Source organism: Nonomuraea corallina, assembly GCF_027620315.1.
Lineage (GTDB): Bacteria > Actinomycetota > Actinomycetes > Streptosporangiales > Streptosporangiaceae > Nonomuraea > Nonomuraea corallina.
In genome coordinates this window covers 1-19,223 of sequence record NZ_JAPNNL010000092.1, presented here as the reverse complement: position 1 = coordinate 19,223, position 19,223 = coordinate 1, and the positions used below count along the sequence as shown (strand labels likewise).

The window sequence follows — 19,223 nt, the reverse complement described above, 5'->3', positions numbered from 1 at the left end:
CCCTCAACATGGCACGAAAAGTTGCGATTATGGCAAGGTGATGGTCGTGGACCACGAACTGAACGAGGTGCTCGACGCCGTGGGGCCGCGGCTACGGGCGCTGCGCCGCCACCGCGGCATCACCCTCGCCGACCTCGCGACGACGACCGGCGTCTCGGAGAGCACCCTGTCCCGGCTGGAGAGCGGGCAGCGCCGGGCGACCCTGGAGCTGCTGCTGCCCTTGGCGCGCACCTACAACGTGCCGCTGGACGACCTGGTGGGCGCCCCGCGCACCGGCGATCCCCGGATCCATCTCACGCCGATCCGGAGGTTCGGGATGACCTTCGTGCCGCTGTCCCGGCGGCCGGGCGGCGTGCAGGCGTTCAAGATGATCATCCCCGCGCAGCCGGAACCGCGGGCGCCGGCCCTGAAGACCCACGACGGCTTCGAATGGCTGTACGTGCTCAACGGGCGCCTGCGGCTCGTCCTCGGCGAGCGCGACCTGACGCTGCCGGCCGGTGAGGCGGCGGAGTTCGACACGTCCGTGCCGCACTGGCTGGGCAGCGCCGACGGCGGCGTGGTCGAGCTCCTGATCCTGTTCGACCCGCAGGGGATGCGTACGCACATCCACGCCGACCCGCATCGGCCCCCTCCCCCGGCCGGCGGGACGGCGCACTCCTGATCGCCGCCCGTCGCGTCAAGAGGACTCCATGATCTGCGCATCGAGCGCCCAGGCTGTGCGGCGGCCCTTCCGGGAAGGCGCCCCTCGACAGATGTTGCGCCGCGCGCCGGATCCTCACGACGAATACCCAGTCCCCGTGATAGAGCTCCCCGCCTAGCATGTCGGCGCAAACGGGTTAAATGCCCGATAACTGTGGCTATGGGAGCTTTTGTTGCCCGCTTCGATGCACTTCCCGCGGTCAGCCGCCTCGGTCTCCGGGGACAACCTTCATCAACTGCCCGAGTTCCGTGACGCGCAGGTGCTCGGGCTGCTGCCCGACACGCTCGGCGCCGACGAGGACATCACCTTCGGCGAGGTCACGATCGCTCCCGGCCAGGTCGTGCCGACGCACAGCAACGGGCACGCGGAAGCGATCTTCCTCGCCGAGGGGACGCTGCGGCTCTGGCGTCCGGGCGGTTCGGTGGAACTGGCGGCCCCCGGCGCCGCCTACTTCCCGCCCGGCGAGGCGCACTCCCTGGCCAACATCGGCACCGGGCCCGCGCGGTTCTTCGTCGCCTACGCCACCGGCGGCCACGACAAGACCGTGACCTCGCGGCTGCTGCCCGACACCGCGCTGGAAGCGGGCGTGAACCCGAACACGGCGCCGTCCTCCGGCCTGTTCGACCGGTGGGCGGTCGCCGAGGACATGGTCACGTGGGTCCCGGTCGAGCCGTCGAAGGGGATGCGGCTGCGCTGCCGCTACCTGCTCGAACCGGCGAACGGCACCAAGGAGTTCGTGATCGGCACGGCCGGAGTCGACCCGCACCTGCACTACACCATCCACCGCCACGCCCCGGCGGAGATCTATCACGTGCTGGAGGGCACCGCGACCATCTACGTGGGCGACGACGCCTACGAGGTGGCGCCCGGCGACACCGTCTACGTGCCGGCGTGGGCGCCGCACGGCATCGACACCGCCGACTCCGAGCTGCGCATGTACTGGTTCTACACGCTCGACGCGTGCGACGGCACCTGGGCGTGGGAGCCGCTGGAGCCGGTCTACTCCACGCCGCCGCGCCGGCCGCTGGAGACGGGACCGCGCCGGGGATTCCACGTCTGATGGCCGTCATCCTCTTCACCGGCGGCCGGGTCTTCGACGGCACGGGCGCCGCTCCCGAGCACGCGGACGTGCTCGTCGAGGACGGCGTGATCGCCGCGGTCGGCCCCGGCCTCACCGCCGGCGACGACGCCCGCGTGGTGGACGCGACCGGCAGGGTCATCCTGCCCGGTCTGATCGACACGCACGTTCACCTGACGCTCTCCGACATCAACCTGGTCAACCGCGTCTCCAACCCGTTCTCCCTGCACTTCTTCCAGGCGGTCGTCAACTGCCGCAAGACGCTGGAGACCGGCATCACGACCGTGCGCGACGCGGCCGGCGCGGACCTCGGGCTCAAGCAGGCCCTGGCGCGCGGGCTGATCGAGGGACCGCGCGCGCTGATCGCGGTGAACATGATCAGCCAGACCGGCGGGCACAACGACGGCCACCTGAGCTGCGGCCTGGACCTGGCCCTGTTCCCCGAGCACCCGGGCGTGCCCTCGGGGATCGCCGACGGCCCCGACGAGATGCGCAGGACGGTCCGCACCATGCTGCGCGCCGGCGCGGACGTCATCAAGGTGGCCACCACGGGCGGCGTGCTGTCGCCTTCGGACGACCCGCGCCACGCGCACTTCCGTCCGGACGAGCTCGCCGCCCTGGTGGCCGAGGCCGACGCCGCGCACGTGCACGTGATGGCGCACGCCCAGGGCGCGGAGGGCATCAAGAACGCCGTGCGCGCCGGGGTCCGCTCCATCGAGCACGGCATCTTCCTCGACGACGAGGCCATCGAGCTCATGCTGGAGCGCGGCACCTGGCTGGTGCCCACGCTCATCGCGCCGATGTCGGTCATCGAGGCCGCAGAACGCGGCGAGCTGCACGAGCCCGCCGTTCTCGACAAGGCGCTGGAGGTCGCGTCCGTGCACCGGGAGGCCGTCACCCGCGCCATCGAGGCCGGCGTCAACGTCGCGCTCGGCACCGACACCGGCATCGGCCCGCACGGCGACAACCTGCGCGAGCTCCCCCTGCTCGCGGAGTGCGGGCTGCACCCGTACGCGGTGTGGGCCGCGGCCACCTCGCGGGCCGCGGAACTGCTCGGCCTGCAGGACCGGATCGGACGGGTCGCGCCGGGCCTGACGGCGGACCTGGTGCTGCTGGAGGGCGAGCTGACCGACCTTTCCGGCCTGCGGGGCCGGGTGACCGAGACGTGGCAGTCAGGCCGCCGCGTGTACGAACGAGCAGAGGACGGTGGCCCGCGATGACCGCTGGAGAGATCACCACGACCGGGGCGGACGAGGGGGGAGCGTCGTCTCTGGCGTCGCTGCGCTCCTTCCAGGACTACCACTGGCTGATGCTGAAGGTGTTCCACCAGGCGGTGGAGAGCCAGCACGGGGCCGCGGGACTGGCGGCTATCGCCCGGGGAGTGCGCGAGGAAGGCGTCTTCCGCGGCACGGCCATGCGCGACCAGCCCGCCGCGTTCGTCACCGGCCGCGACCCCGCCGCGCTGCTCGAACACTGGGACAGCGGCGAATGGGAGCTGGCCGCGGCTGAGGGCGACCTCACGGTGGCCACCGAGGGCCCGGCCGTCGTGCTGACCCTGCCGCGGGCTCCCGGCCGGGCCTACCTGACCGAGCTGATCGGTGAGGCCGCCGCGCTGTCGGCCCTGCGCCTCTACTGGCCGGAACTGTGCGCCGGCATCTCGGCGGGCTACGGCGCCGGGGTGGTCCTCGAAGCCGACGACGCCGCCGCGGCCCCCTGGCGCCTGCGCGTCACGGGCACCGACCCCGCGCAGCGCGCCCCCCGTCTCGGCGCCCTCGCGGCGGACCCGTTCCGGCTGATCGAGGTGACCCGCCGTACCACCGGCCTGCTCGCGGCGATGCAGATGTACGTGTCGCGGGAGCTGGTGCGGGCCTACGACGCCTCCGGCGAGGAGACGGTCCGGCAGGCGGCGTACCGTTTCGGCGCCGACCGGGGCGAGGCCATCCGCGACCGCATCCTGGCGCTCGGCAAGCCGCTGACCATGGCCAACTTCGGCAGCACCGACGGCCTGCAGGAGCGCGACCCGAGCGAGGCGGTCTTCGTCTTCAGGGAGCGGCAGCACATCAGCGACGGGGCGTACTACCTCGACTGCACCTACTGCCCGCTGGCGGAGATCTGGTCGTCGGAGGGCGAGGAGGGCCTGCGGCTGGGTTACCTGTTCGACTCCTCCAACCATCGGGGGCTGTTCCAGGGCTACAACCCGGAGACCGAGGTGCGGTGGACGTCGGTGAAGTCGCGCGGCGACCAGGTCTGCAGGTTCCGCTTCACCGTGCCGGGGCTGCTCACCGAGGACGACCCCACGCCCGAGGAGTTCGACCGTCTGGGGTGAGGGCACGTCAAAAACCCATTTGTCCCGTTTAGGGCGAAATGGACCCTATCATGACGACATGATTGCCGCGCTTCAGCGCATCGCCGACCGGTTGGGGGCCGCCCTCGACCGGCCGGTGGCGATCGACGACACCCAGCTCCGCCAGTACGTCTACACCTACCACCCCAGCGGCAATGACCCGGCGCGTGAGCAGTCCATCCTGCGCCGGCACGCCAGCCCCGACATCCTGCGCTGGGTCTCCGCGCACCGGGCGCCCGAACGCAGAAGCGCCTTCCTGCTCCCCGCCAACCCCTCCATCGGGATGACCTGCCCCCGATGGGGCGGGGTCGTCCGCGTCGACGGCAAGGCCGTGGCCTACATCTGGGTGCAGGTCGACGACCCCGAGCTGGGCGAGCCGCAGCGGCGGCAGATCGAGGCGGCCGCCGAGAGCGTCGCCGAGGTGTTCCAGCGTCAGCGCCACATCGACGAGCTGCGCAGCCTCAGCGAGCGGGAGAGCCTGATCCAGCTGCTGTCCGGCAGCGCCAGGGCCCGCTTCCGCGCGGTCGAGCGCATCGTCGACGCGGACATCTTCCGCCACGAGTGGCCCGCGGCCGTCGCGGTCTTCCTGCCGTTCTCCGAAGCCGGGGCGGTGCTCGGCGAGGCGGAGCGGACGAAGCTGTCGGCGGCCCTGGAGTCGGTGCGGATGACGCTTCCCCTGCGGCAGAGCCTCAGCCTGGTCCGGCAGAACCACGGACTGCTCGTGGTGGCCAGGCCGGACGACCGGACGACGCCCCGGCACACCCTGGACAGGAAACTCGCCGAGACGGCCCGCGAGAAGGTCCAGCTGGCCCTGTCGGCGGCGGGTCCGTTCACCGTCTGGGCGGGCGTCGGCAACGCCTACCAGCTCAGCGAGCTGATCACCTCCTACCGGGAGGCGCTGCGCGCCGCCCAGGTCGCCGCCTCCCTGGGCACGATCGGACAGACCGTGCACCACACCGGCCTCGGCGTGTACGCGCGCATCGCGCGGCTCGTCGACGACGAGCCGAAGGAGGTCGGCCTGCACCCCGGGATCCGCCTGCTGATCGAACGGGAGCACGGGGGCGCCCCGCTGGCCGAGACCCTGGAGGTCTTCCTCGACAACGCGGGCGACGTTGCGCGCTCGGCCCAGCAGCTCCACCTGCACCGGGCCTCGCTGTACGGGCGGCTGCGCCGCATCGAGGAGCTCACCGGCCTCGACCTGGGCAACGGCCATGACCGGCTCGTCGCCCACCTGGAACTGAAACTCGCACGCCTGCTGAAGTTCCGGCGTCCCGGCGGCGTGGACCCGGCCGGCGCCACCACCGCGTTAGACGACGAGGCGTGACGACGGACGCGTGACACCGGGCGGGACGACAGCTCCCGCGCCGGTGGGCGATCCGCGTCCTCGCCCCGAGGCCGCGTTGACAAATGTCGTCTCCCACGTCCTGACGTGCAACATCTGTCGGCAGATAGCCGCAGGTTGTTCTGCGAGGATTCCCGCTATTCCGCCCCTGCTTGGAGGTCCCCATGACTGCTCTCTCCTGCATCCCGCCCCGGCGGGCGCTCTCCGTTCCACTGTCGATCTCCAGGTAGGGGCGGGACGATGAAGCGTACGAAACTGTTCGGCCTGGCCCTGACCGTCACGCTCGCCCTGACCGCGTGCGGCGGCAGCGGCGGCGGCTCCGGCGACGCCGCCGCCCCCGCGGACCAGAACACGGCCAAGCCGGCCGGCACCTGGGCCAGCGCCGATCCCGCGCTCGCCGAGGAGCTCAAGGCGGCCGGGTTCACCGGTGAGATCAAGGGCGCGACCGACCTGACGATCGGCATGCCGTGGGCCGTCGAGGAGAACGGCAAGCCCGCCGGGCTCGACATCGACCTGGCCGAGGCGCTGGGCGACGTCCTGGGCACCAGGATCGACCTGCAGAACACCAGCTTCGACAGCCTGATCCCCGGGCTGGCGGCGGGCCGTTACGACGTGACGATCTCCGCGATGCTGGACAACAAGAAGCGCCAGGAGCAGGTGGACTTCGTCGACTTCATCATCGACTCCTCCGGCTTCGTCGTCCCGACCGACAGCGACATCGAGGACCTGACGCTGGAGACCAGCTGCGGCCGGACCATCGGCGTGGTCCGGGGCAGCGCCGAGGAGATGTACCTGTCCGAGCAGAGCACCAAGTGCGAGCAGGAGGGCAAGCCGGCCGTCAAGCTCCAGGTGTTCCAGCAGCTCCAGCAGGGCATGCTGGCCGTCACCAGCGGCCGCATCGAGGCGCTGTGCGGCGACAGCCTGCAGAACGCCTACCTGGAGGCCAAGCCCGACTCCAAGATCAAGCAGGTGGGCAAGCCGATCAACGAGGCCCCGGTCGGCATGGCCCTGCCCAAGGGCAGCAAGCTCGTCCCGGTCCTGCAGAAGGCCCTGCAGAAGCTCGTCGACGACGGCGCCTACATCAAGATCCTGGAGAAGTACGGCGTCGCCCACGGCGCACTGACCAAGATCACTGTGAACGATGCCCGCAGCTGACCGTATGACCCTCCAGGGCGACGGCGGCACGGACCCGCGGGGACACGGCGACGACGTGCGCGCCGTGCCCCTGCGGCACCCCGGCCGCTGGGTCGCCTCGGCCGTCGTGCTCGTCGTGGCGGCGGCGGTCGTCTCCTCCCTCGTCACCAACGAGCGGTTCCAGTGGGACGTCGTCGGGGAGTACTTCTTCTCCTCGGCGATCCTGTCCGGCCTGTGGACCACGCTCTGGCTGACAGCGGTGTCCATGACGATCGCGGTGGTCCTCGGCATCGTCATCGCGCTGATGCGGCTGTCGCCCAACCCGGTGCTGCAGGGCGGCGCGAACCTCTACACGTGGTTCTTCCGCGGCACCCCGCTCCTGGTCCAGTTGATCTTCCTGTTCAACATCTCGGCGCTCTACCCCGTGCTGACCGTCGGCGTGCCGTTCGGCCCCCAGTTCTTCGAGATCCCGGCCAACGACATCCTGACGCCGGCGGTGGTGGCCATCGTCGGGCTGTCGCTCAACGAGGCCGCGTACATGGCCGAGATCGTCCGCGGCGGCATCAAGTCCGTCGACCACGGCCAGACCGAGGCCGCCCAGGCGCTCGGCCTGCGCCGGTCGGTCATCATGCGGCGGGTCGTGCTGCCCCAGGCGATCCGCGTCATCCTGCCGCCCACCGGCAACGAGACCATCTCGATGCTGAAGTACACCTCGCTGATCAGCGTCATCGCGATGCCGGAGCTGCTCTACTCGGCGCAGGTCATCTACTCGCGGACGTACGAGACGATCCCGCTGCTGCTGGTGGCCAGCATCTGGTACCTCATCGTGACCAGCGTGCTCACCGTCGGCCAGGCCTACCTGGAACGCCGGATGTCCCGCGACCAGCGCAACCCCGAGACCTTCCTCGGCGGGCTGCGGCGCCACCTCCGGGTCCATGACAGGCGGGCGATCACGAGGAGGGAACGCCCATGACCACGCCCCGAACCGCCTCGGACGCCCCCGCGGTCCGCATCCGCGGCGTCCGCAAGTCCTTCGGCCGGCTGGAGGTGCTGCGCGGCATCAACCTGGAGGTGTGGCCCGGCGAGGTCGTCTGCCTGATCGGGCCGTCCGGCTCGGGCAAGTCGACGCTGCTGCGCTGCGTCAACCACCTGGAGAAGGTGGACGGCGGCTGGATCGAGGTGGAAGGCGAGCTCGTCGGCTACCGCCGCAAGGGCGACAAGGTCTACGAGCTGAAGGACCGCGAGATCTGCCGCAAACGTGAGCAGATCGGCATGGTCTTCCAGCAGTTCAACCTCTTCCCCCACATGACCGTGCTCGGCAACGTCGTCGAGGCGCCGGTCCGGCTCGGCAAGGCCAGGCAGCGCGAGGCCGAGGCCGCGGGCCGCGAACTGCTGGCCCGGGTCGGTCTCGCCGACAAGGAGTCGGCGTACCCGAGGCAGCTCTCCGGCGGCCAGCAGCAGCGGGTGGCGATCGCCCGCGCCCTGGCCATGCGCCCCCGCCTGATGCTCTTCGACGAGCCCACCTCGGCGCTGGACCCGGAGCTGGTGGGCGACGTGCTGTCCGTCATGGCCGACCTGGCCAAGGACGGCATGACCATGATCGTGGTGACCCACGAGATGGGGTTCGCCCGCGAGGCCGCCGACCGCGTGGTGTTCATGGACCAGGGGCGGCTCGTCGAGCAGGGCAGCCCATCCGAGATCTTGGAACGCCCGAGCCACGAACGGACCCAGGCGTTCCTGCGCCGGGTCCTCTAGCCCGGGCCAGGAAGGAGACGATGATGACCGCACGCGAGGAGTGGCTGCGCGACCACGGGGTGACGCACCTCAAGGAGCCCGGCGTCGTGCTCAACGGCAAGTTCGAGGACCGCTTCGAGCCCCGGGTGTGGAACTGGCTGCGCCCGTGGGACTTCGCCTCGTCCTTCGACGTCGGACTGGTGGGCGTGGGCCTGTCGTCGACGTCGATCCTGCCCACGAGCTGCTTCGCGGCCCCGGACGCGCTGCGCCTGTCGACGCCGTCCTTCACCACCTACAGCCCCGACTTCGACGTGGACATCACCTCGATGACCGCGCGGGACCTCGGCGACATCGCCATCCCGATCCTGAACCAGGAGAAGGGGCTGGCGCAGATCGAGGACACCATGTCCGCGCTCTGGCGGGCCAGCGGCGACTCGTTCCTGGTGCTGGTCGGCGGCGACCACGCCATCACGGCGCCGGCCGCCCGCGCCTTCGCCCGCACCCACCCCGGGCAGAAGCTCGGCCTCATCCACTTCGACGCGCACAACGACGTACGGGTCATGGACCACGGCCCGACCAACGGCACCCCCATCCGGCAGCTCCTCGAATCCGGCCTTCCCTTCTCGGGCAAGAACCTGGTGCAGCTCGGCATCCACGGCTTCATGAACGCCAGCTACTACAAGCGGTGGGTCGAGGGGCACGGCGGCACCATCATCACCGGCCGCCAGGTGCGCCGGGGCGGCATCGACGCGGCGGTGGAGCAGTCCCTGGCGATCGCCGGCGACGGCACCGACGCGATCTACGTGACGGTCGACATCGACGTGCTCGAACTCGGCTACGCCCCCGGCACGGGCGGCGCCTCGCCGGAGGGCCTGCACCCGCTCGACCTGTACGAGGCGCTGTTCGCGCTCGGCCAGCACCCCAAGGTCGCCGCGATCGACTTCGTCGAGCACGACCCCGCGCGCGACGTGTCCACCATCACCGGGCGGACGATGACCGGGGGGCTGCTGAGCTTCCTGTCCGGACTGTTCCTGCGCCGCAACGACGGCTGGCGCGGCTACGACCCCACTCCCATCACCGACTGACCGCGGGAGCGTCCGGCGTCGCGAGCAGCCGCCCCAGGTGGTCGGCGATGGCGGCGATCGTGGGCCGCTGCCACAGCAGGGTCGCGGGCAGGCGGCGGCCGAAGCGCTTCTCCAGGCGCCGCCGGACCATGACGGTCATCACCGAGTCCAGCCCCTGCTCGACCAGGGGCCGCCGGGGCGCCAGGTCCTCGGGGTCCAGCCGCATCACGGCCGCGATCTCGGCGCGGATCTCGGCCAGGACGCGCTCGCGCAGGTCCTCCGGCGTCAGGCCGGCGTACGACTCCGCGGGGCCGCGGAGCTCCTCCTCGGCCGGGGCGGGCGCGTCGATCACCGGATAGCGGAGCCCTGCCAGGTGCCCCACCACCCGGCCGTCGACGTCGGCCAGGAGGACCCGGACGGTGTCGGCGGCGGCCGGTTCCACGGCCGCGTCGACGATCACCGTCGAGGGCGGGGCACCGGTCAGCACCAGCTCGTCGATCCGCACCACCATGCGCAGCACCGGGTCGCCGGGGAACACGCACGGCGCCACGGACATCGCCGCGTCCAGCGCCGGCGCCCAGCTCCCCGGATCACCGGTGCTGACGGTGGCGCGCAGCACGCCCGGTCCGCCGAGCAGCGTCCCGATCGTCCACTCGAAGCCCGTGGAGGGCACGCCGACGGCGGCCAGCCGCCGGTGCACGAACCCGGGGTCGATCGGGGCGAGGGCGCCGGCGTCGGGCAGCGTGTCGGGCTTCACCTGGCCGGGGGCCGCCACGGCCGCGGCGACGTGGACCAGCCAGGCGGGTTCCGGCTCGCCGGGGCCGGCCGGGGTGCGGGCCGCCAGCCGCACCTCCGGAGGCTCGTGCACGACCTGGATCTGCCGGCGTTCCGCGGTCATCAGCGGGTGCGTCATCTCCACGCCGGTGAGCGTGACGTCCTCGTCCCCCGCCGCCCGCAGGAACGTGTTGACCAGCACGGCGGCGGGCACGATCTCGACCCCGTTGAGGGCGTGGCTGCCCGGGTAGGGCCGGTTGGCGTCCTCCAGGCTGGTCCGCCACACCCGGGTGCGGCTGCCCGCGAGGGCGCCGACGGCTCCGAGCAGGGTGTGGGAGTTCACGTCATGCCCCCGGTTGCCGTCCTCGGCGTAGGACTCGCGCCAGTGGCGGCGGTGCTGCCAGGCGTACGGCGGCAGATCGGCCAGGCCGCCGTCCGGTTGCAGCCGCCTCCAGTCCACGTCGACGCCGTGGCAGTGAGCCGTGCCCAGCGCGACGAGGAAGGCGGACGTCTCGGGCTGGTTCCGGCGCAGTGACGTCCCGACGAACACGTCCTCGTACCCGTGCTCCGCGAGCGTCTCGGTGACGGAGTGCGCGACCACCGGGTGCGGGGAGATCTCCAGGAACACGCGGTGGCCGTCCTGCGCGGCGGCCGTCGCCGCCGCGGCCAGCCGCACCGGGTCGCGGAGGTTCGCCGCCCAGTACGCGCCGTCCAGGACCGGCGTCGAGCGGGGGTCGGCCAGCGCGGTCGTGTACATGGGGATGGTCGGCGCGCCGAACGAGAGATCGGCGACGGAGGCCGCCAGCTCGACGGCCAGGGGCTCCATCTGCGGGCTGTGGAAGGCGACGTCCGACGCCACCCGCCGGGTCACGATGCCCTCGGCGGGCCACTCGTTCACCACGTCCTCGACCGCGGCCACGTCGCCGGACAGCACGGTGGAGCCGGGCGCCGACGCGATCGCGGCCACCAGGTCGGTCCGGCCGGCCAGCCGCTCCGCCGCCTCCTCGAAGGACAGGCCGACCATCACCATGGCCCCCTTGCCCTCGGCCCGGCGCAGCAGCCGCGAGCGGCGGCAGATCAGGCGGGCGCCGTCGGCGACGGTCATCGCTCCGGCCGTCACCGCCGCCGCGATCTCGCCGACGGAGTGGCCGATGACGGCCTTCGGGGTGACCCCGTACGCGTTCCAGAGCCTGGCGAGACCCAGCTGCATCACGAAGATCATGGTCTGTACGCGGTCGATGCCGTCGAGCTCGCCCTCGGCCAGGACCTGCCGGGGAGAGAAGCCGATCTCCTCGGCGAAGATCGGCTCGACCTCGTCGACCAGGGACGCGAACTCCGGCACGGCGAGCAGTTCCCGCCCCATCCCGCGCCACTGGCAGCCCTGCCCGGAGAAGACCCAGACCGGCCCGGGGCCGGGCTCGGGCAGCACGTCCCCGGTGAGGACGGATTCGGCCGGCACGTCCGCCGCGAGCCTGCGCAGACCGGCCGTCAGCTCGTCGCGGTCCGCCGCGAGCACCACGGCGCGGCGGGCCAGTGCGGTGCGCCGGAGCGCCAGCGTGTGCCCGGCCGACGCCAGATCGAACTCTTGGCCGAGCCCCTGGTCGGCCCTCTGGTCGAGCTCCTGGTCGAGCTCCTGGTCGAGGTGGTCGGCGAGGGCGCCCGCGTACTGCCGCAGCGCCCGCTCCGACGCGGCCGACAGCGGGAACAGGCGCTCCTCCCGCCGCCGCTCCTCCCGGGGCGTCGCCGGGGCCGGAGGCGCCTGCTCCAGCAGGATGTGCGCGACCGTGCCGCCGTAGCCGAAGCTGGAGACGCCGGCCCGGCGCGGGTGGTCGCGCTCCGGCCAGGCCGTCCGGCCGGTCACCACGCGCAGGCCCGAGGACTCCCACGGGATGTCCGGGTTCAGGGTGGTGAGCACGGTCGGGGGGATCTCGCCCCGGTCGAGGGCGAGCACGGCCTTGATGACGCCGGCGATGCCGGCGGCGCCTTCGAGATGGCCGATGTTGGACTTGACCGAACCGATGAGGCACGGGTCGCCGGGGGGCCGCGGCGTGCCGTACACGGAGGAGAGCGCGCCCGCCTCCAGCGGGTCGCCGAGCCGGGTGCCGGTGCCGTGCGCCTCGACGTAGTCGACGGTGGACGGCGCGACACCCGCCTGGCGGCAGGCCCGGGTCATGACGTGTTCCTGGGCCTGGCCGCACGGCGCCATGATGCCGTCGGTGTGCCCGTCCTGGTTCACGGCGCTGCCGATGACCAGCGCGAGGATCCGGTCGCCGGCGCGCCGCGCGTCGGACAGCCGCTTGAGCACGACCACGCCGCAGCCTTCGCCGCGCCCGTAGCCGTCGGCCGACGCGTCGAACGACTTGGAGCGCCCGTCGGGGGCCAGCGCCCCGGCCGAGCCGAGCGTGAGGGTCTGTCCCGGGGTGACCAGCAGGTTGACGCCGCCGGCGAGGGCGACGTCGCTCTCGCCGAGCCGCAGGCTCTGCGCGGCCAGGTGCAGCGCGACCAGCGACGCCGAGCAGGCGGTGTCGATCGCCATGCTCGGGCCGCGCAGGTCCAGGGAGTAGGAGACGCGGTTGGCGACGGCGCAGGTCGCGGCGCCGATGCCGGTCCACGCCTCGATCTGGGGCAGGTCCTCCAGCAGCCGGGCGCCGTAGTCGGCCGTGCAGACTCCGACGAACACCCCGGCGTCGGTGCCGGCCAGCTCGTGCGGCGGCAGGCCGGCGTGCTCCAGCGCCTCCCACGCGGTCTCCATCAGGATCCGCTGCTGCGGGTCCATCAGTTCGGCCTCGCGGGGCGACAGGCCGAAGAACTCGGCGTCGAAGCCCTCGATGTCGTCCAGGAAGCTGCCGTGCCGCACGGCGTCGCGCAGCGCGGCGGCGTACTCGGGGCCGCGCTCCTCGTACCGGAGCCAGCGCTCGGCGGGCAGCGGCCCGGCCGTGTTCCGGCCGGCGCGCAGCAGGTCCCAGAACTCCTCCGGTGAGCGGACGTCGCCGGGAAGCCGGCACCCGATCCCGACCACCGCCACAGGTTCGGCCGGGGTTCCGCGGGGACTGTCGACCATCTGCGTTCGTTCCCTTCGGTTCAGGCCCATGGAGGATTGTCGATGATCTCGATGACGGCCGCGGAGACGGTCACTCCCGGCCCGGTGCCGAGCATCAGCAGGTGGTCGCCGGGGCCGAGCTGCCCGGTCACGAGCAGCCGGTCGAGGGCGAGGACCTGGTCGCCGGCCCCGCAGTGACCGATGGTGCGGCCGTAGTCCCAGGTCGAGCGGGACATGGGCAGGTCGAGCACGGCCATGCAGCGCTGTTCGACGATCTCCTCGGAGTAGTTCATGAACGCCACCCGCGCCAGGTCGCGGGCCTCGATCCCGCTCTCGTCCAGCACCTGCTCGACGACCTCCATCAGCGCCCGCTGGATCTTGAACAGCGCCGAGGTGGCCTCGCCCTTCGGCATGACCTGGTTCCGGAACTGCTCGTTCCTGGCGGCGAAGCTCATCCGGCGGCCGACCGTGACGCCCGGGGGGAACAGGTCCTCGCTGCCCCGGTGCAGTTCCTCGGCCTCGGCCACCGTCGTGGTGCACGCCGACGTCAGGCGCGCGAAGCCCGCCTCCTTGGTGAGCACGAGCGCGGCGGCGGCGTCCCCGCCGATGTAGCCGGGGCCCATCCGCCACCGGTCCATCAGCGGGGTGCCGTAGTTGTCGGCGGCGACCAGCAGGGCGGCCTGCCGGGCGGGGGCGGCGTCCAGGTAGCCGGCGGCGAGTTCCAGGGCGATGAACATCCCGTTGCAGCCCTGCCGGATCTCGGTGGCCAGGACGTCCCCGCCGACGAGATGACGCTGCAGGTAGGAGTGCGGGGGCCAGCCGTCCGGTCCCTGGTGCCAGGTCGAGGCGTACAGGAGGAGGTCCACGTCGGCCGGGGCCCGCCCGCCGCGCTTGAGCGCGCTGCGCGCCGCGTGCAGGGCCATCTCCGGAGCCGGCAGGTCACCGGCCACCACGGCCCCGGCCAGGTTGTGCAGCTCGGCCTCCTCGGCCGGGTACCAGCCCTTGGCCACGGCCTTCTCGACGGTGACGACGGTGCGGGGGACGAAGGCCCCCACTCCGCTGATGTACGTGTCCGCGTACCGCATGAGTGTGCCCCCGGCTAGACGGATCGGAGTTCGCGGACCAGGGCCGCGATGGTCGCGACGTCGCGGAAGTTGTCGGGGTCGAGCTTGGCGGCGGGCACCGGGACGCCGACGTCCTTGCGCAGGAAGTTCAGCAGCCGCGCCGTCCGCAGGGAGTCCAGCAGGCCCGACACCAGGAGCGGGGTCGTCTCGTCGACCTTGAGGTCGTCGCCCTCGGGAACGAGGTTCTCCTGGACGAAGTCGACGAGCCTTCGGGTGAGCTCGGTCATGCGGGTGCTCCAGCCGTGACGGGAGTGGTGGACAGGATCCGGAACGCGGCCGCGGCGACGGAGGTCCCGGAGCCGAACCCGACCATGAGCAGGTGATCGCCGGCCACGAGCCCGCCGGTCGCGAGCAGATGCTCGAAGGCGAGGAACTGGTCCACCGCCCCGCAGTGGCCCACGCGCCTCCCGTAGTCCCAGGTCGTCTGCTTCTCGTCGATGCCCAGCCAGGACGTCTGCCCGTCCAGGTCCTCGCGGCGGCCGTGCGGGAACGCCACCCGGGTGATGTCGCCGAGCCCGATCCCGGCCTCGTCCAGGGTCCGTTCGACCTGCTCCATCATCGTCCGCTGGATCGTCAGATGGATCCCGGTCCCCCGCGCCTCGAGCAGCCGCCGGCGGAACTCCTCGTGCCGGTCCGCGAAGCTCAGCCCTCTGCCGACGGTCGCGTCCGGGGGGAACAGGGGGTAGGCGCCGTCGTTGACCGCGTCGGCCTCCGGGATCACCGCCACGTTCACCGACAGGAGCTCGGCCATGCCGTACTCCTTGCCGAGGACGAGCGCGGCCGCGGCGTCGCCGATCAGCGCCCCGGGCGTCATCCGCCAGCGGTCCACCAGCGGGGTGCCGTGGTTGTCCGAGGAGACGACCATGGCCGTGCGCCGGTCGGCGTCGGCCCGCAGGTAGCTCGCCGCCAGTTCGAGCGAGCTGATCATCCCTACGCAGCCGCTCCGGATCTCGAACGCCGGCACGTGCCCGCCCAGCAGGTGGGCCTGCAGGTAGTGCTGGGGCTGCCAGCCGTTCGGTCCCTGGTGCCAGACCGACGGGTAGAGCAGGAGGTCGAGCTCGCGCGGGGAGGACTCACCCCAGCGGTCGTACGCGTCCAGGACCGCGAGCCGGGCCATCTCCGGCGCGGGCAGGTCACCGGCCACCGCCGCGCTGATCTGCTGGAACTTCTCGACCTCCTCCGCCGGGTACCGGCCCTCACGCACCGCCTGCTCGACGCTCACGCGGTCAGGCACATAAACGCCAAGACTCCTGACGAACATGTGGGAAGTACGCACACGCCCCCTAACTCATCGACGATTCCGACAACAGCCTTCAGAAGGAAGGCAGCGTTATCCGATGTATTTCGAGTCCCGGGATGTCGAACGGGTCCGGCCTTCGATGAAAGCAACGGGAATGGACCGGCGCGCCGCAGGGGCCAGGATAGGGGCCCGGCGTCGAATAAAGCAATATCACGGCGCGCGACCTTCCGTGATCAAGGTCTGACGGAACGTGTCGAATTCTGGAAATGTTTCTTTCCGCTCACCCGCCGTTTTTTCACCTGGCCGGAAAACGGCGCCGGGCCCTCACCACGGGATCGGGCCCGGCGCGTCCTGTCAGGAGAGCACTCTCGTGCAGACGGTGTTGTTGAGCGCGAACTGGGCCGGAGCGCCGTTCGTCCCGGTGGCGGTCGCCGAGAAGCCGAAACTCTGGCTGGAGCCCGGCCCGATGTAGGCGTTGTGACCGGCGTCGCGGGCGGTCACCTGGGCGCCGGCCTGGGTCACCGCGGCGTTCCAGGCGGTGGTGATCTGCTGGTTGCCCGGCCAGGTCCACCTCACGGTCCAGTCGTCGACGGGGGTCGTGCCGGTGTTCCTGACGGTCACGCTGCCGTTGAACGCGCCGTTCCAGGCGCCGGTGGCGTAGGAGACCTCGCAGGAGGTGCCCATCTTCAGCCCACCGCGCAGGAAGGTCGCGAAGTTGGCCCAGGTGGGGTTCAGCGTGCCGGTGCTCACGGTCTCGGTGCAGTCGGCGGTGGTGCGCACGGTCTGCGTGCCGTGCCTGGCGGGGTCCATGACCTGGGACATCATGTGGTCCGCGCCGGGCACCGAGATGAACGTGGCCTCGCCGCACCGGGCCTTGATCCGGTTGTAGAGCAGGACGCTCTGCCCGTGCGGCACCAGGAAGTCGGCCTGGCCGTGCAGGAACATCAGCGGCGGGTCGTCGCCGTCGGCGTAGGTCATCGGATTGGCCTGGGCCACCGTGGCCGGGCAGGTCTGGATCGGGCAGCCGACCAGGAGGGACTCCGGTGAGGCGGGCGAGTCGTGATCGAGGCCGCCGGTCGGCAGGTTCTGCGCGTTCATCTGCAGGAAGTCGGTCGGGCCGTAGAAGGCGAGCCCCGCCTGCACGGCGCTGGAGACGCCGGTCGTGCCGACGGTGCCCTCCAGCGCCGCGACACCGCCGGACAGGGTGGCCATCTCCGTCAGCCAGCCGCCCGAGGAGTCACCCATGATCGCGAACCGGTTGGGGTCGAGCTGGTACGTGGCGGCGTTGGCGCGCAGATAGCGGATGGCCGCCTTGATGTCGTGCACCTGGGCGGGGAAGATCGCCTGAGCGCTGGACCGGACGCTGACGCCGGCCACGGCGAAGCCCAGAGGCGTGAAGATGTTCGCGATGGCGTCCGCGCCGGCCTTGCCGTCGTCGCTCGACCACGCCGAGCCGGTGTGCCAGATCAGCAGCGGCCGGGGCGTGATGCCGGTGGACGGCAGGTAGAGGTCCAGCAGGTGCCCCCTGCTCCCGGCGGGTTGCGCGGGCGCGTAGGCGACGTCGGTGATCACCTGCGCGGCGTGGGCCGGCGGCGTCAGGATGGTCGGGACACCGACGGCGGCCAGCACGGCCATCGCCATGCCGGCGATCGTGGCCGTGCGGATTCGAGCTTGCATGGTGCGGCTCCGGTAGGTCGGATGATCGCCGCTCCCCGGTGGCCCTCCGAGTCTCCTCCGGTGCCGGGGCAGCCGCGATCGGCAGGCCGACCGTGGCGCCTGCGAAAACGACCGTCCTGCTCGTGTGGCGCGGCTCACATCGATATGGACGGGGAGACGATATGGCACCTAAGTGATGACGGTCAAAGCTTTCCTGAAATCGCTCGGAAGAGCGTGCACAAACGCCGTCCCGCGATAACGCAGAAGAAAGTTCCGTACTCTCGTCGCGGCCGGCGCGGACGTGACAACTCTTCTGGCGCGTGGTAAGTCATAATGTCCATGCTCATGCTCCCCCCGTCTCAGGAGGACGAATGCGAAAGGCACGCGCTGTTCTCGTATCGGCCGTCATGGTCCTCGGAGTGTCACTGACGATCGGCGCCACTCCCGCGCACGCCGGGGAGAAGCTCGTCGGCGTCTTCAGGGATTCCTCCGAATGCGAGCGGATCGGCGCCCATGGCATCGCCCACGACTGGTGGGACGACTACACCTGCTCGTGGGAGGGCCGCTACCGCTACTACTTCCTCTACGCCTGACCCCCCTGAAACGCACGCACCCCCGGCCGAGAGAGGCCGATCCGGGGGTGGGTGCGCTCCGGGCCCCGACGGTCCCGTGGATCAGTCGAGGATCTCCACGTACCCGTCGGTTCCGCGCACGCGGATCCGCTGCCCGTCCCGGATGAGCCGGGTGGCCCGCTCCACGCCCACGACGGCGGGCAGGCCGTACTCCCGCGCGACCACCGCCCCGTGCGTCATGACGCCGCCCACCTCCGTCACCAGCCCGGCGACGGCGACGAACAGAGGGGTCCAGCTCGGGTCGGTGTAGGCGGTGACCAGGATGTCACCCGCCTTCAGGTCGGCCCGCGCCATGTCCATGACGACCCGGGCCCGGCCCTCGACGGTCCCGGCCGAGACCGGGATGCCGGGCAGCGCGCCGGGCGGGGCGTCGGCACGCAGGTGCCGGCCGTTGAGCGCCTCGCCGTCCGACGTCAGGACCCGGGGCGGGGTGAGCGCCTCGTACGACCGGAACGCCTCCCGCCTGTCCCGGATGAGCGCCGCGTCCGCCTCCCGGGTGCGCACGACCTCCCGAACCTCCTCCAGCCGGAGGAAGAACAGGTCGTCCCGCTCGCGCAGGACGCCGGACCGGACGAGGCCGTCGGCCTCCCGCAGCAGCGCCTGCTTGTAGGCGAAGTAGCGGCTGACCATGCCGTACTTGGGGTACTCGCGGTATCCGGCGAAGGCGCGGACGCGGTCGATCATCCGCTTGGTCTCCTCGGCCTTCCGCTCCCCGCCGGGCAGCGCGCGCAGCCGCGTCAGCACGTCCTGCTCCTTCCGCCGCGCCTCCTGAAGTCCGCGGTCGAAGTGCCGCGCTCCGGCCCCGGGCTCGAAGTTCTCGACGTTGCCGAGGATGGCGGGCAGGAGCATGGCGGGATTCTCGCTCCAGCGCGTCCTGGTGATGTCGATCTCCCCCGCGCAGCGCATGCCGTACGCGTCGAGGAAGCCCCGGACGGCATCAGCCGCTTCCCGCCCGCCGTCCAGGCCGGCCAGCTCGTCCAGGAAGCCGTCGCCCTCGCGGCCTTCGTCCACGACGCGGCGCAGGAACGTCATGACCTCCGCGTGCGGCCGGATCACGTCCGCCACGTCGAGCAGCGCCAGCCCCATCTCCGACGTGACGTTGTGGGGGACGGACTGGGTGAGCGTGTCAGCCGCGTTCTTCTCGCCGAGCCACGTCTCCAGGTGGTCGTTGAGCCACGCGGTCGCCTCCATCGCGGCCATGATCACCTGGCCGCCCCGCGGATCGAACAGGTCGCGCCTCAGCTCCGCGAAGTCGGCCAGGATGAAGTCGAGCAACGCCGGTCCGGACAGGTCCCGGATCTCGCGCCGCAGGGTGGCGACGGACTCCCGGTTGCGCCGGATCAGCTCGGTGACCACGGCCG

16 protein-coding genes are annotated in these 19,223 nt (G+C 71.7%); 10 read left to right on the top strand and 6 right to left on the bottom strand.

Going from position 1 to position 19,223, the window contains the following annotated elements:
* Positions 1-46: 46 nt before the first annotated feature.
* The 9 genes from OUY22_RS21905 (at position 47) to OUY22_RS21865 (ending at position 9,417) form a co-directional block, all read left to right on the top strand.
* On the top strand, positions 47-661 hold the full coding sequence (locus OUY22_RS21905; RefSeq protein WP_270156951.1) for a helix-turn-helix domain-containing protein: 615 nt from the start codon (positions 47-49) through the stop codon (positions 659-661).
* A 211-nt stretch (positions 662-872) separates the two neighbouring features.
* A complete protein-coding gene (locus OUY22_RS21900) occupies positions 873-1,760 on the top strand; it encodes a dimethylsulfonioproprionate lyase family protein (RefSeq protein WP_270156950.1) in 888 nt (295 codons plus the stop codon).
* The gene (locus tag OUY22_RS21895; protein ID WP_270156949.1) at positions 1,760-2,998 is read left to right on the top strand and encodes a metal-dependent hydrolase family protein; all 1,239 of its coding nucleotides are present in this window, start codon (positions 1,760-1,762) and stop codon (positions 2,996-2,998) included. Before OUY22_RS21900 ends, OUY22_RS21895 begins: the two co-directional genes overlap by 1 nt.
* The gene (locus OUY22_RS21890; protein ID WP_270156948.1) at positions 2,995-4,104 is read left to right on the top strand and encodes an L-2-amino-thiazoline-4-carboxylic acid hydrolase; all 1,110 of its coding nucleotides are present in this window, start codon (positions 2,995-2,997) and stop codon (positions 4,102-4,104) included. The genes OUY22_RS21895 and OUY22_RS21890 overlap by 4 nt, the downstream gene beginning before the upstream one ends.
* Before the next feature lie 58 nt (positions 4,105-4,162).
* A complete protein-coding gene (locus OUY22_RS21885; protein WP_270156947.1) occupies positions 4,163-5,446 on the top strand; it encodes a PucR family transcriptional regulator in 1,284 nt (427 codons plus the stop codon).
* Between the two features lie 258 nt (positions 5,447-5,704).
* Positions 5,705-6,619, top strand: a complete 915-nt coding sequence (locus OUY22_RS21880; protein ID WP_270156946.1) for an ABC transporter substrate-binding protein — start codon at positions 5,705-5,707, stop codon at positions 6,617-6,619.
* A gap of 4 nt (positions 6,620-6,623) precedes the next feature.
* A complete protein-coding gene (locus OUY22_RS21875) occupies positions 6,624-7,571 on the top strand; it encodes an amino acid ABC transporter permease (RefSeq protein ID WP_270156944.1) in 948 nt (315 codons plus the stop codon).
* The gene (locus OUY22_RS21870) at positions 7,568-8,353 is read left to right on the top strand and encodes an amino acid ABC transporter ATP-binding protein (RefSeq protein WP_270156943.1); all 786 of its coding nucleotides are present in this window, start codon (positions 7,568-7,570) and stop codon (positions 8,351-8,353) included. The genes OUY22_RS21875 and OUY22_RS21870 overlap by 4 nt, the downstream gene beginning before the upstream one ends.
* A 23-nt stretch (positions 8,354-8,376) precedes the next feature.
* Positions 8,377-9,417 (top strand): agmatinase family protein, encoded by a 1,041-nt coding sequence (locus tag OUY22_RS21865; RefSeq protein WP_270156942.1) that lies wholly within the window; start codon positions 8,377-8,379, stop codon positions 9,415-9,417.
* Here OUY22_RS21865 and OUY22_RS21860 read toward each other — a convergent pair.
* From OUY22_RS21860 to OUY22_RS21840, 5 genes are all read right to left on the bottom strand, one after another.
* Positions 9,407-13,231, bottom strand: a complete 3,825-nt coding sequence (locus tag OUY22_RS21860; RefSeq protein WP_270156941.1) for a type I polyketide synthase — start codon at positions 13,229-13,231, stop codon at positions 9,407-9,409. The genes OUY22_RS21865 and OUY22_RS21860 overlap by 11 nt on opposite strands.
* 20 nt (positions 13,232-13,251) lie before the next feature.
* Positions 13,252-14,295: a ketoacyl-ACP synthase III family protein gene (locus tag OUY22_RS21855; protein WP_270156940.1), complete on the bottom strand. Its 1,044-nt coding sequence runs from the start codon at positions 14,293-14,295 to the stop codon at positions 13,252-13,254.
* Positions 14,296-14,309: 14 nt separating this feature from the next.
* The gene (locus OUY22_RS21850; protein ID WP_270156939.1) at positions 14,310-14,561 is read right to left on the bottom strand and encodes an acyl carrier protein; all 252 of its coding nucleotides are present in this window, start codon (positions 14,559-14,561) and stop codon (positions 14,310-14,312) included.
* Complete coding sequence (locus OUY22_RS21845; protein WP_270156938.1) at positions 14,558-15,568, bottom strand: ketoacyl-ACP synthase III family protein; 1,011 nt, start codon at positions 15,566-15,568, stop codon at positions 14,558-14,560. Before OUY22_RS21845 ends, OUY22_RS21850 begins: the two co-directional genes overlap by 4 nt.
* Before the next feature lie 360 nt (positions 15,569-15,928).
* Complete coding sequence (locus OUY22_RS21840; RefSeq protein WP_270156937.1) at positions 15,929-17,251, bottom strand: cellulose binding domain-containing protein; 1,323 nt, start codon at positions 17,249-17,251, stop codon at positions 15,929-15,931.
* 398 nt (positions 17,252-17,649) lie between these two features.
* Here OUY22_RS21840 and OUY22_RS21835 point away from each other — a divergent pair, with 398 nt between their 5' ends.
* Positions 17,650-17,823, top strand: a complete 174-nt coding sequence (locus OUY22_RS21835; RefSeq protein WP_270156936.1) for a hypothetical protein — start codon at positions 17,650-17,652, stop codon at positions 17,821-17,823.
* Positions 17,824-17,904: 81 nt separating this feature from the next.
* On the opposite strand, the gene OUY22_RS21830 is transcribed toward OUY22_RS21835, so the two are convergent.
* Positions 17,905-19,223 (bottom strand): PEP-utilizing enzyme (locus tag OUY22_RS21830; protein ID WP_270156935.1); only part of this gene is annotated, 1,319 nt, incomplete at its 5' end.

Bases quoted from the DNA above. Each gene is read 5' to 3' on its own strand.
- OUY22_RS21895 (WP_270156949.1), top strand. From the start codon at position 1,760: ATGGCCGTCATCCTCTTCACCGGCGGCCGGGTCTTCGACGGCACGGGC.
- OUY22_RS21890 (WP_270156948.1), top strand. From the start codon at position 2,995: ATGACCGCTGGAGAGATCACCACGACCGGGGCGGACGAGGGGGGAGCG.
- OUY22_RS21885 (WP_270156947.1), top strand. From the start codon at position 4,163: ATGATTGCCGCGCTTCAGCGCATCGCCGACCGGTTGGGGGCCGCCCTC.
- OUY22_RS21880 (WP_270156946.1), top strand. From the start codon at position 5,705: ATGAAGCGTACGAAACTGTTCGGCCTGGCCCTGACCGTCACGCTCGCC.
- OUY22_RS21875 (WP_270156944.1), top strand. From the start codon at position 6,624: ATGACCCTCCAGGGCGACGGCGGCACGGACCCGCGGGGACACGGCGAC.
- OUY22_RS21870 (WP_270156943.1), top strand. From the start codon at position 7,568: ATGACCACGCCCCGAACCGCCTCGGACGCCCCCGCGGTCCGCATCCGC.
- OUY22_RS21865 (WP_270156942.1), top strand. From the start codon at position 8,377: ATGACCGCACGCGAGGAGTGGCTGCGCGACCACGGGGTGACGCACCTC.
- OUY22_RS21860 (WP_270156941.1), bottom strand. From the start codon at position 13,231: ATGGTCGACAGTCCCCGCGGAACCCCGGCCGAACCTGTGGCGGTGGTC.
- OUY22_RS21855 (WP_270156940.1), bottom strand. From the start codon at position 14,295: ATGCGGTACGCGGACACGTACATCAGCGGAGTGGGGGCCTTCGTCCCC.
- OUY22_RS21850 (WP_270156939.1), bottom strand. From the start codon at position 14,561: ATGACCGAGCTCACCCGAAGGCTCGTCGACTTCGTCCAGGAGAACCTC.
- OUY22_RS21840 (WP_270156937.1), bottom strand. From the start codon at position 17,251: ATGCAAGCTCGAATCCGCACGGCCACGATCGCCGGCATGGCGATGGCC.